The organism is Bacillus sp. AFS059628 (assembly GCF_002571225.1).
GTDB lineage: Bacteria > Bacillota > Bacilli > Bacillales > Bacillaceae_G > Bacillus_A.
On sequence record NZ_NVEC01000027.1, the window covers coordinates 1 to 13,014 of the forward strand.

The 13,014-nt window shown below is 35.2% G+C and carries 11 protein-coding genes; 5 read left to right on the forward strand and 6 right to left on the reverse strand.

Annotation, left to right across the window (positions count from 1 at the left end; all coding sequences use genetic code 11):
* Window positions 1-161 precede the first annotated feature (161 nt).
* The 6 genes from gyrA to dnaA all read right to left on the reverse strand — a co-directional run bounded on the left by gyrA (window position 162) and on the right by dnaA (window position 8,821).
* Entirely contained in the window at window positions 162-2,633 is a 2,472-nt protein-coding gene (gyrA, locus tag COL05_RS10115) for a DNA gyrase subunit A (protein WP_098668525.1), read from the reverse strand.
* A gap of 88 nt (window positions 2,634-2,721) precedes the next feature.
* Complete coding sequence (gyrB, locus tag COL05_RS10120; protein ID WP_098668526.1) at window positions 2,722-4,644, reverse strand: DNA topoisomerase (ATP-hydrolyzing) subunit B; 1,923 nt, start codon at window positions 4,642-4,644, stop codon at window positions 2,722-2,724.
* A 38-nt stretch (window positions 4,645-4,682) separates the two neighbouring features.
* Complete coding sequence (gene recF / locus COL05_RS10125; RefSeq protein WP_000470750.1) at window positions 4,683-5,810, reverse strand: DNA replication/repair protein RecF; 1,128 nt, start codon at window positions 5,808-5,810, stop codon at window positions 4,683-4,685.
* A 12-nt stretch (window positions 5,811-5,822) separates the two neighbouring features.
* Complete coding sequence (gene yaaA, locus COL05_RS10130) at window positions 5,823-6,035, reverse strand: S4 domain-containing protein YaaA (RefSeq protein ID WP_000821367.1); 213 nt, start codon at window positions 6,033-6,035, stop codon at window positions 5,823-5,825.
* 127 nt (window positions 6,036-6,162) lie between these two features.
* Window positions 6,163-7,302 carry a DNA polymerase III subunit beta gene (gene dnaN, locus COL05_RS10135; protein WP_098668527.1) on the reverse strand — a complete coding sequence of 380 codons (1,140 nt, stop codon included), beginning with the start codon at window positions 7,300-7,302 and terminating at the stop codon, window positions 6,163-6,165.
* Window positions 7,303-7,480: 178 nt separating this feature from the next.
* Window positions 7,481-8,821 carry a chromosomal replication initiator protein DnaA gene (gene dnaA / locus COL05_RS10140; protein ID WP_098668528.1) on the reverse strand — a complete coding sequence of 447 codons (1,341 nt, stop codon included), beginning with the start codon at window positions 8,819-8,821 and terminating at the stop codon, window positions 7,481-7,483.
* A 565-nt stretch (window positions 8,822-9,386) separates the two neighbouring features.
* Here dnaA and rpmH point away from each other — a divergent pair.
* The 5 genes from rpmH to mnmE all read left to right on the forward strand — a co-directional run bounded on the left by rpmH (window position 9,387) and on the right by mnmE (window position 12,982).
* Window positions 9,387-9,521, forward strand: a complete 135-nt coding sequence (rpmH, locus tag COL05_RS10145) for a 50S ribosomal protein L34 (protein ID WP_000831901.1) — start codon at window positions 9,387-9,389, stop codon at window positions 9,519-9,521.
* A 76-nt stretch (window positions 9,522-9,597) separates the two neighbouring features.
* Entirely contained in the window at window positions 9,598-9,945 is a 348-nt protein-coding gene (gene rnpA / locus COL05_RS10150; RefSeq protein ID WP_000726626.1) for a ribonuclease P protein component, read from the forward strand.
* A 52-nt stretch (window positions 9,946-9,997) separates the two neighbouring features.
* On the forward strand, window positions 9,998-10,765 hold the full coding sequence (spoIIIJ, locus tag COL05_RS10155; protein WP_098668529.1) for a YidC family membrane integrase SpoIIIJ: 768 nt from the start codon (window positions 9,998-10,000) through the stop codon (window positions 10,763-10,765).
* Window positions 10,762-11,379: an RNA-binding cell elongation regulator Jag/EloR gene (gene jag / locus COL05_RS10160; protein WP_098668530.1), complete on the forward strand. Its 618-nt coding sequence runs from the start codon at window positions 10,762-10,764 to the stop codon at window positions 11,377-11,379. Before spoIIIJ ends, jag begins: the two co-directional genes overlap by 4 nt.
* Window positions 11,380-11,605: 226 nt before the next feature.
* Window positions 11,606-12,982 carry a tRNA uridine-5-carboxymethylaminomethyl(34) synthesis GTPase MnmE gene (gene mnmE, locus COL05_RS10165; RefSeq protein ID WP_098668531.1) on the forward strand — a complete coding sequence of 459 codons (1,377 nt, stop codon included), beginning with the start codon at window positions 11,606-11,608 and terminating at the stop codon, window positions 12,980-12,982.
* Window positions 12,983-13,014: the final 32 nt, after the last annotated feature.

Consider the following 13,014-nt stretch of genomic DNA (forward strand, 5'->3'; position numbering starts at 1 on the left):
GTTTCAGCGACTTTTATAATATATCATAGTATATTATTTTCGTCAACAAGTTTTTTTCGATAACTTGTATCTCTCATTTGCTGACTCTGCCTATTATATAGACTTTCTCTCTCCTATGCAAGTATTATTATAAAAAAATAAAGAGGGGAGATATCCCCCTCTTATTCTTCTGAAGAAACCTCTTCGCTCGTTTCTTCCTCATCATCTTTTTGTGCTTTTGCTACTGTCGCTACCTCTTGCTCATCCTCTAATCGAATTAGACGAACACCTTGTGTATTACGTCCCATTTGAGAGATTTGATCAACTGGCATACGAATAATTACACCTGCAGCTGTAATTAACATGATATCTTCTTCACCTGTTACAGATTTAACAGCTACTAATTTACCGTTTTTATCTGTAATGTTACAAGTCTTCAGACCCTTACCACCACGGCTTTGTAGACGGTATTCATCAATTGGTGTACGTTTTCCATAACCATTCTTAGTTACGATTAAAACATTTACATCCTCTTCAACAATTTCCATACCTACAACTTGATCTTCGTCACCTAATGTAATTGCTTTTACACCAGCCGCATTACGTCCCATAGAACGCACATCTTGCTCGTTAAAGCGAATTAACATACCATTGCTTGTTCCTACAATAATATCCTTATCACCAGATGTTAAACGTACAGATATTACTTCATCCTCTTCACGAAGAGAAATTGCAATTAAACCATTTGTACGTATATTTGCAAACGATGAAAGTGGTGTTCTCTTAGAGATACCTTGTTTTGTTGTGAAGAATAAGAATTCATCGTCGCCAAATTCACGAATCGGAATAATGGCATTAATCCATTCGCCCTTATCTACACCTAATAGGTTAATAATAGGTATACCTTTTGCTGTACGGCTATACTCTGGGATTTCATACCCTTTCGTACGGTATACTTTACCCTTATTAGTGAAGAATAAAATATGATCATGCGTAGAAGTAGTTAATAAATGCTCTACAAAATCATCATCATTTGTTCCCATTCCCTGTACACCACGTCCACCACGGTTCTGCGTTTTGTACGTAGAAGCTGGCAACCTCTTAATATAACCATTATGAGTTAATGTAATAGCGATATTTTGTTCTGGAATTAAGTCTTCATCTTCAATAGACTCCATACCACCAATTGTAATTTCTGTACGTCTCTTATCATTGAAGCGCTCTTTTACTTCCGTTAATTCTTCACGAATAATCTCAAGAACCTTTTCTTCATCCGCTAAGATTGCTTTTAATTCAGCAATTAACTTCATTAATTCTTGATATTCTTGTTCGATTTTTTCGCGTTCTAATCCTGTTAAGCGTTGCAGACGCATATCTAAAATAGCTTGTGCTTGTTTTTCACTTAAGCCGAAACGTTCCATTAAACCTTGCTTTGCAATTTCCGCTGTTTTCGAACTACGAATTAATGTAATAACTTCATCAAGGTGGTCTAAAGCAATTCGTAACCCTTCTAAGATATGAGCACGCGCTTCTGCTTTTTCTAGTTCATAAGCAGTACGTCTACGAATTACTACCTTTTGATGTTCCAAGTAATGATATAAATTTTGTTTTAAGTTCAGTACTTGTGGCTCCCCATTTACAAGAGACAGCATGTTAATACCGAAACTTGTTTGAAGTGCTGTATGTTTATATAAATTATTTAATAGTACATTGGCATTGGCATCACGACGTACTTCCATAACAATACGCATACCATTTCGATCTGATTCATCGCGTAAATCTGTAATACCTTCTATTTTCTTATCGCGAACTAATTCTGCAATTTTTTCAATTAATCGCGCCTTATTCACTTGATAAGGTAGTTCCGTTACGATAATAGATTGTTTACCATTTGACTTCTCTTCAATTTCAACTTTAGCACGAAGTATGATAGATCCGCGTCCTGTTTCATAAGCTCTACGAATACCACTTCTTCCTAAAATTAAACCTGCCGTTGGGAAATCTGGACCTGGAATGAACTCCATTAATTCTGCAATAGTAATATCAGGATTATGACTTAATGCCAATACGCCATCAATTACTTCGCCAAGTTGATGTGGCGGAATATTCGTTGCCATACCAACCGCAATACCTGTCGTACCATTTACTAGTAAGTTAGGAAAACGTGCTGGCAATACAATCGGTTCTCTTTCAGAACCATCATAGTTATCTTGATAATCAATTGTATTTTTTGAAATATCACGTATTAATTCCATAGATATTTTAGACATTTTTGCTTCTGTATAACGCATTGCTGCCGCTGAATCTCCATCGACAGATCCAAAGTTACCATGCCCATCAACAAGCATATAACGTTGACTGAAATCTTGGGCCATACGTACCATCGTTTCATAAACAGCTGAATCACCGTGCGGGTGATACTTACCAATTACTTCACCAACAATACGTGCTGATTTCTTATACGCTTTATCGGCCGTAATTCCTAAATCATTCATCGCATATAAAACCCTACGATGCACAGGTTTTAATCCATCACGAACATCTGGTAATGCACGAGATACGATAACACTCATTGCGTAATCTAAAAATGAGGTACGCATTTCATGGCTAATATTAATTTCTCGAATTCGTGCTTGTTGTTGATTGTCTGACATCAACGAGCACCTCCTCTTACATTTCCGTTACACATACATTGATTTATATGTAGAAGACAGGAATACTCAGATTCCTGTCATTACTCATTTAAATATCAAGGTTTTTCACGTATTTTGCATTTTCTTGGATAAAGTTACGACGTGGCTCTACTTTATCCCCCATTAAAATTTCAAATGTTTCATCTGCTTCAATTGCATCTTGAAGGGAAACTTGAAGTAATGAACGCACTTCTGGGTCCATTGTTGTCTCCCAAAGCTGAGTTGGATTCATTTCTCCTAGACCTTTGTAACGTTGGATTCCAGGTTTAGGTTGCGCTGGTAATTCAGCTAAAATCTTTTCAAGCTCTTTCTCATTATAAGCATATTGAATTTTTTTACCTTGTTGTACTTTAAACAATGGTGGCTGCGCAATATAGATATAACCATACTCAATAATTTGGCGCATATAACGATAGAAGAACGTTAATAATAGGGTACGAATATGCGCACCATCCACATCGGCATCCGTCATAATAATAACTTTATGATAACGAGCTTTCTCAATATCAAAATCTCCGCCAATGTTTGTACCAATTGCAGTAATAATTGTACGTACTTCATCGTTAGATAAAATTTTATCTAATCTTGCTTTTTCAACGTTAATAATTTTACCCTTTAGTGGTAAAATCGCCTGGAAGTGACGGTCACGACCTTGCTTTGCTGATCCGCCGGCAGAATCACCCTCTACAATATAAATTTCGCTAATTGCTGGATCTTTTGAAGAGCAATCCGCTAATTTACCAGGTAAACTTGAAACTTCTAAGGCACTCTTACGGCGTGTTAATTCACGTGCTTTTTTCGCTGCAACACGTGCACGTGCTGCCATCGTACCTTTTTCCACAATTTTTCGTGCAACGTTTGGGTTTTCTAGTAAGAACTTTTCAAATGCCTCTGAAAATACAGACTCTGTAATCGTTCTCGCTTCACTATTCCCAAGTTTCGTCTTCGTTTGTCCTTCGAATTGTGGATTTGGATGTTTAATTGATACGATTGCAGTTAAACCTTCACGAACATCCTCACCAGTTAGGTTACTGTCTGCATCTTTCAAAATACTATTTTTACGACCGTAATCGTTAATAACACGAGTTAAAGCTGTTTTAAAACCTACTTCATGTGTTCCACCTTCATACGTATGAATGTTATTCGTAAATGAGTAAATATTATTTGTATATCCTTCGTTATACTGTAAGGAAACCTCAACTTGAATACCATCTTTTGATCCTTCTACATATACAGGTTCTTCATGGATTGGTTGTTTTGAGCGGTTTAAATGCTCAACATATGATTTAATTCCACCTTCATAATGGAATTCTTTCTTTTGCTTATGTTCACGTTTATCTTCAATCGTCAGTTTAATATTACGATTTAAAAATGCTAATTCACGCATACGACTTGCTAGTGTATCAAATTCGTATACTGTTGTTTCCTGAAAAATTTCTGGATCTGGTTTAAATCGAGTTATCGTTCCTGTTTGATCTGTGTCACCAATGACCTTTAAATCTGCAACAGGAATACCTCTTTCGTATTTTTGGTAATGGATTTTACCTTCACGATGTACAAATACCTCTAATTCTGTTGATAGAGCATTTACTACAGATGCCCCAACACCATGCAAACCACCAGAAACTTTATAACCGCCGCCGCCAAACTTACCACCAGCATGAAGAACGGTCATAATAACTTCTACAGCAGGACGTCCCATTTTTTCTTGTATACCAACTGGAATACCACGTCCGTTATCCGTTACACGAATACTATTATCTTCTTCGATACTAACGTTAATTTCATCACAGTACCCTGCAAGTGCTTCATCAATACTATTATCGACGATTTCCCATACAAGATGGTGAAGTCCTTTTCCACTTGTAGATCCAATATACATACCAGGGCGTTTTCGAACTGCTTCTAGTCCTTCAAGTACCTGTATCTGACTTTCATCATATGAATTTTCTTGCATTTGCTTTTGTTCCATTGACACAAAGATCACCTACTTTTCCATTTAAACAGGGATTATGCCCTATCTATTTCACAATCTACCGTGCCGTTCGTTACATGAATTGTTTTCGCTTCTTTTAATGTTTCGTGTTCAATTCCGTCGACACTCGTCGTTGTCACAAATGTTTGCACTTTTCCTTGAATTGTATTTAACAGATGCGATTGACGATAATCATCTAATTCTGATAATACGTCATCCAATAGAAGAATTGGATATTCCTTAACTTCTGAGTAAATCAATTCAATTTCAGCTAATTTTAGGGACAGTGCGGTCGTTCGTTGTTGTCCTTGCGAACCAAAGACTTGAACATTTTTACTATTAACGAAGAATTGTAAATCATCACGATGAGGACCAATTAAAGTCGTACCACGGAAAATTTCACGTTGTTTCACAGATTGAAAACTTTCATAGTATACTTCTTTTATTTTCGACAAATCCATTGATTCTGATACATCTACACTTGGTTTATAAACAATTTCTAATTCTTCTAATCCGCGGCTTATACCACGATGAATTGGAGCTGCCCATTCTTGTAGTAAATGCAAAAATTCAAAGCGCTTTTGCAATATTTTTGTACCATGCTCAATAAGTTGAAGTGTAAATACATCCAACATCGTTTCCTCATTCTTACTATTCCCTTGCATCTTTTTCAGCAAGTGATTTCGTTGTGTGAGCACCTTTTGATATTGACTCAATTCATACAAATAGACCGGAGCTATTTGGCCTAATTCCATATCTAAAAAGCGTCTTCTTACTTGAGGGCTTCCTTTTACAAGATTTAAATCTTCTGGGGCAAACATGACAACATTCATCACGCCAATATATTGACTCAATTTTTGTTGTTCAAGTTGATTTAATTTTGCCTTTTTACCTTTTTTCGAGATATTTAATTCCAAAGACAAAGAACTATTTCTTTTTTGTAATTTCCCTTTAATTTGACCGAAATCTTCATCCCAACGGATAAGTTCACGATCATTAGAGGTTCTATGAGATTTCGCCATCGCTAAAACATAAATAGCTTCCATCAAATTCGTTTTCCCTTGCGCATTTTCGCCGATAATTACATTTACTTTATCTTCAAAGGAAAGCTCTAACTTTTCATAATTGCGATAGTTTTTTAATTGTATTTCTGAAATAAACAAAGGGCTCCCCCTTTATGACTGAACTTGGAAACTTCCGCTTCCTGGAATTTCAATAATATCATTCGCATATAGTTTGCGACCTCTTCTATTTTCAAGTTCTTGATTCACGTACACTTCATATTCTTGTAAAAACCATTTTACAGCGCCACCTGTATCAATTACATCGGCTAACTTTAAAAATTGCCCTAGTGTAATATACTCTGTTGAAATTTTAATACGTTTCATAAAATCGCTCACTTTCTGAAAGTGTTCATTCTTTCATTGTACTAAATAAACTAACATTAGGAAAGTAATACCCAAAAATCAAATAAGGGCTACTAGTATCTGAAAACTAGCAACCCTTATTTCTTACTTAGTAAGTACGAACCGGTAAAATTAATTGAATAATGGACTCATCATTTACTGTACGAATTAAGAACGGTCGCATTGCTCCAGTAAAGCTAATTTTAATTTCAGTACTATCTAAGGCTTTTAGTGCATCCATCATATATTTTGCACTAAAAGATATTTTTAACTCTTCCCCATCTACTTTTTCACATTGAACTTCTTCTACTACTTTTCCGATTTCCGGTGAATTCGAGGAAATTTCTAGCATTTCTTGTTCTAAAGTTGATAATTTTACAACATTATTACGACCATCTCTCGCTAAAAGAGATGCACGATCAATTGCTTGTAAAAATTCTTTTGTATTTACAAAAATATCTGTTTTACTCTCTGCTGGAATTAAACGAGTTGTATCAGGATAATTTCCTTCTAACAATCTTGAGAAGAATAATAAATGTTTTGTACGGAATAATACTTGATACTCCGTAATAACGATATCTACCATTTCTTCAGACTCATCTAGAATTTTACTTAATTCATTTAAGCTTTTACCTGGAATAACAACATTCGCCTGGAATTCATCTCCAATACCTTCGATTTTTGCTTTTCGAAGAGCTAACCTGTGACTATCTGTAGCAATGCAAGTTAGTTCGCTGTTATATACTTTCCAGTTTACACCTGTCAAGATTGGTCTTGTTTCAGAAGTAGAAACTGCAAATACAGTTTGTCTGATCATATGTTTTAGTAAATCTGTTGGAACTTTAAAAACATGATGTTCTTCAATTTGTGGTAACAATGGATATTCCGCAGAATCTAAACCATTTAAATTAAACTCTGATTTTCCAGAAGTTATTTTTGTCATCAAATGATTTTCTACAGAAATTTCTACAGTTTCCTTAGGTAATTTTTTTACAATTTCACTAAAATACTTTGCTTGTAAAACAATACTTCCTGATTGTGTTACTTCTACAATTTCTTTTCCATCTTCTTCAACTGGAATAAAAGATTCAATAGAAATATCAGCATCGCTTCCTGTTAATGTAACGCCTTCCTCTGTAGCGACAACTTTAATTCCTGTAAGAATCGGAATTGTTGTACGAGAAGAAACAGCCTTCATTACATCTTGTACACTTCTTACAAGATAGTCTTTTTGTATTGTAAAACGCATAAAGAAAAACCTCCGGTAAGTATAAGATTTTATTTAATTAATAAAGATAAAAAGTAGTAGTAATAGTAATAGGGCTTGTGGATATGTGGATAACCTCGTTAAAGGATGTAAAAACAGTCTATCTACATGTGGATAGACTGTGCGTAAACCAAGGGAAGTTATTCACACTATTCAGCTACTACTTTAAAATATCGTTAATTTCTTCAACTTGTTTTTGTAATTGTGTATCCGTTTTAAGCAATTTAGAAATTTTTTCATGAGCATGGATAACGGTTGTATGATCACGTCCACCGAATTCTTCACCTATTTTAGGTAAGGATGAGTCTGTCAGTTCACGTGATAAATACATGGCAATTTGGCGAGGAAAGGCAACAGATTTTGTACGCTTTTTCGCCTTGAAATCTTCCAATTTTACTTGATAAACATCTCCGACAGCTTTTTGAATATCATAAATGGAGATAATTTTTGGTTTAGAATTTGGAATAATATCTTTAAGTGCCTCAGCTGCTAAATCAGCATTAATATCTTTGTTAATTAAAGATGAATAAGCTACAACTCGGATGAGTGCGCCTTCTAGTTCACGAATGTTTGAATCAATTTGATTCGCAATATAAAGCATGACTTCATTTGGTATATCAAGCCCTTCAGCCTTTGCCTTTTTACGTAAAATTGCGATTCGTGTTTCTAAATCTGGCGGCGTAATATCCGTAATGAGCCCCCATTCAAAGCGAGAACGAAGACGATCTTCTAAAGTTGGAATTTCTTTTGGTGGCCGATCACTGGAAATTACAATTTGTTTACTTTCTTCGTGTAATGCATTGAATGTATGGAAAAACTCTTCTTGAGTTTGTTCTTTTCCTGCTAAAAATTGAATATCATCTATCAATAAAACATCTACATTACGGTATTTATTACGGAAATCGACCGCTTTATTATCACGAATAGAATTAATGAATTCATTTGTGAATTTTTCTGATGATAAATATACAACTTTCGCATTTGGGTTATGTTCAATTACATAATGACCAATTGCATGCATTAAATGGGTCTTTCCAAGTCCAACTCCCCCATAAATAAAGAGGGGATTATATGCTTTAGCTGGTGCTTCGGCTACGGCCAATGAAGCAGCATGAGCAAAACGGTTACCAGAGCCAATAACAAATGTATCAAACGTATATTTTGGGTTTAGCATACTCTGTGGTAAATGATTGGAATCATCTTGTGCTGAATTTGGTTTAGAAGGAGGAAGATCAATCTCCTCTTCAGTTTGACTTTGGGGAATAATAAAGCGAATGGCTAATTTTGCCCCTGTTAAATCATAAAGTGTTTCCGAAATTAGCTCTGAATAATGAGATTCTAACCAATCACGGGCGAATTCATTTGGAGCCGTAATTGTTAATACGTCTTTCTTTAAATTATGTGCGGTTGTTGATTTCAACCACGTTTCATAACTTGGTTTACTGACCTTTTTTTCTAGTTCTTTTAAGGCACTGTTCCATAAATCAGAGATGTTTTCCAAAGGTGTCCCTCCTTTACTAAGTTGGTAAAAGAATAAGGCTGCGCAACAAATGTACAACCTAAATAAATATAAAATGTATATTTATACGAAACGTATTTTAAAACCTAAAAACGTCGTTTGTATATGAGATAGGGTTTTCGACAAAAAAAGTAAATGTGGATAATGATTTACCCACATGTGATTAAAACTGTCCACATGTTATACACAAATTGTGGATAAAATAAAGATGTGGAAAACTTATTCAAAGTGAAAACACAACTATAATATCAAAAAAAAGTAGCTATAGCAATGAAATTAAGAAAGTTATCCACAAAATCAATACCTTGTGGAATAAACTTGTCCACAACACGATATACTGTGTAAAAGTACGAAAAGAGTTTGTGGATATAAAAAACAAGAAAAAACATTTATCCACAAGGAAATGTAGGGTCTGTGAAAAAGTATGTGAATAGGTTCAAAATGAATATTTGATGAAAATTTCTAGAACCATTGACATTTCCCTAGTTGATTAACTATAATTTATAAGACTGTCTTTAACAGATATTCCTCAGGGAGGTGTCATATAATGAAAAGAACTTACCAACCAAATAAACGTAAGCGCAGCAAAGTACATGGTTTCCGCAGCCGTATGAGCACAGCGAACGGACGTAAAGTGCTAGCAGCTCGTCGTCGTAAAGGAAGAAAAGTATTATCTGCGTAGACCACTGATCGTTCAGTGGTCTTTTTTTCTAATAATAGTGAATTTCCGCTGATGAACTACAGGAGTGTCAATTGATATGAAGAAAAAACATCGTATAAAAAAGAATGATGAATTCCAGACGGTTTTTCAAAAAGGAAAATCGAATGCGAATCGTCAATTTGTTGTGTATCAACTAGATAAAGCAGAACAGCCATACTTTCGTATTGGCCTATCTGTCAGCAAGAAAATAGGAAATGCAGTAGTGCGTAACCGAATTAAGCGTATGATTCGCCAGTCGATCACAGAATTAAAAGATGAGATAGATTCTGGAAAAGATTTTGTTATAATAGCAAGGAAGCCTTGTGCAGAGATGACATATGAAGAAGTAAAGAAAAGCTTAATTCATGTCTTTAAACGCTCTGGTATGAAAAGAATAAAAAAGTAGCGTAAGGAAATGAATTACACTATATACATACCGATACAAGGAGGAGTAGGCTTTGAAAAAGAAATTAGGTTTACTAGCCATGGTTGTTGCATTAATGGCGATTACTGCTGGCTGTAGTGAAGTAAATCAGCCAATTACACCAAAAAGCACTGGAATTTGGAATGAATACTTCGTATACCCGCTTTCTCAGTTAATTACGTATTTTGCCAACTTATTTGGTAGTAATTACGGTTTAGCGATTGTTGTTACAACTCTTATTATTCGTTTTGCATTATTACCATTAATGATTAAACAAACGAAGAGTACGAAAGCTATGCAAGCGTTACAACCAGAAATGGTGAAGTTAAAAGAGAAATATAGTTCTAAAGATCAAGCAACACAGCAAAAACTACAACAAGAAATGATGCAGTTATATCAAAAAAATGGTGTAAATCCATTAGCAGGATGTTTACCAATCTTCATTCAAATGCCAATTCTATTCGCTTTTTATCATGCGATTATGAGAACGGCTGAAATTAAGCAGCACAGTTTCTTATGGTTTGATTTAGGACATGCAGATCCGTACTATATCTTACCGATTGTTGCAGCAATTACGACATTTATTCAGCAAAAGCTTGCAATGGCAGGAACTGCTGGCCAAAACCCACAAATGGCAATGATGATTTGGCTTATGCCAATCATGATTTTAATCTTTGCAATTAATTTCCCAGCAGCATTATCACTTTACTGGGTTGTTGGTAATATCTTTGGTATCGCTCAAATGTATTTTATCAAAGGACCAGAAATTAAGGCGAGTAAGGCTGGGGGATCAGGCAAGTGAATGTAATCACTGCTAAGGGTCAAACAGTTGAGCTGGCAGTAGAGGATGCTTTAAGGCAATTAAATGCTTCAAAAGACCGAGTAGATATAAATATTATCGATGAGGGTAAGAGAGGATTCTTAGGTTTATTTGGGAACCGACCTGCAGTAGTAGAAATTGTATTGAAGAAAGACCCCATTCAGGAATGTGAAGAATATTTAAAAAATGTTATTCACGATATGGGTGTGGAAGCTGAGATTAGTAAAATTGTAAAAGGACGAGAAGTCGAATTTACAATTTCCGGTAAAAACGTAGGTGTTTTGATTGGTAAAAGAGGAAACACCTTGAATTCTTTACAGTATTTAACAAAACTTGTGGCGAATCGTAATACGAAGCAGTATATTGGTATCACACTAGACGCTGAAAATTATCGTAGTAAGAGAAAAGCTACATTAGAAGCACTTTCTTATCGATTAGCAAAACAAGTAGTGAATACGAAAAAAAGGGTTGTGTTGGAGCCTATGCCATCTTTTGAACGAAAGATTATCCACCAAGCATTATCTAATCATCAAAATATCATTACAACTTCTGAGGGAAAAGAGCCACATCGACATGTTGTAATATCTTCCAAGTGACCGGTTACTCGATTGAGTGCCGGTTTTTTTGAGGGGAAAATAGATGTGGATAACTAAAAAACACTAAACTTATCCACTGTGAATAAGTTTAGTGTTTTTTACATGAGGACATAATAAAATGAGTTATTATTCTTTTGTAGATAGGTTCGTTATGGTATTCTAATAATTTAGTGAAGAAAATAATCATGTTGAAATAGAGATAAATAAGCAAGTGAGGTGAAAGGACATGGAATTTGATACAATTGCCGCGATTTCCACAGCGCTTGGAGAGGGTGCAATTGCCATTGTTCGAGTAAGTGGGGATGATGCGGTTGAAAAAGTTAATCGTATTTTTAAAGGGAAGGACTTAACAGAGGTTCCTTCTCACACAATTCATTATGGTCATATCGTTGATTTAGATACAAATCAGGTTATTGAAGAAGTTATGGTATCTATTATGCGTGCACCAAGGACTTTTACACGTGAAAATATAGTAGAAATTAACTGTCACGGTGGACTTGTTTCGGTAAATAAAGTATTGCAGCTTATTTTAGCGCAAGGAGTACGATTAGCGGAGCCTGGTGAATTTACAAAACGTGCTTTTTTAAATGGCCGTATTGATTTATCACAAGCAGAAGCTGTTATGGATTTAATTCGTGCAAAAACAGATCGTGCAATGAACGTAGCAATTAATCAAATGGAAGGACGATTATCTAAATTAATCGGCCGTCTGCGTCAAGACATATTAGAAACGTTAGCTCATGTTGAGGTAAATATAGATTACCCGGAATATGATGATGTGGAAGAAATGACGCATAATATTTTAATTGAGAAAGCTACACATGTTCGTGCTGAAATTGCAAAAATATTAGAAACATCGAAGCAAGGAAAGATTTTACGTGAAGGAATTGCTACTGCAATTATTGGTAGACCTAACGTTGGGAAATCATCGCTATTAAATAGTCTTGTTCAAGAGAAAAAGGCAATTGTAACTGATATTGCAGGAACAACTCGTGATGTTATTGAAGAGTACGTTAATGTGCGTGGTGTACCACTTAAACTTATAGATACGGCTGGGATTCGTGAAACAGAAGATGTTGTTGAACGAATTGGTGTAGAGCGTTCAAAAGAAATGATGGGCCAAGCTGATTTAGTGTTAGTTGTCGTTAATTATAGCGAAGCTTTAACCAATGAGGATGAAGATCTATTCAGAGCGGTACAAGGAAAAGACTTCATTGTTATTGTAAATAAGACAGATTTATCGCAAGCAATCGATATGGAACGTGTTACAGAATTGGCAGCGGGAAATCGTATTATCACAACGTCGCTAATCGAAGAACAAGGGATAGATGAGCTTGAAAAAGCAATAGCTGATTTATTCTTTGAAGGAACAATTGATTCTGCAGATGTAACATATGTTTCTAATGCGAGACATATTGGATTATTAACACAAGCAGGAAAAACAATTGGAGATGCAATTGAGGCGATAGAAAATGGTGTTCCAATTGATATGGTGCAAATTGATTTAACAAGAACGTGGGAAATACTTGGTGAAATTACTGGTGATACCGTTCATGAAAGCCTAATTGACCAGTTGTTCTCTCAATTTTGTTTAGGAAAATAATATAGTGATGTTTCAGAAAGATAGAGATTATT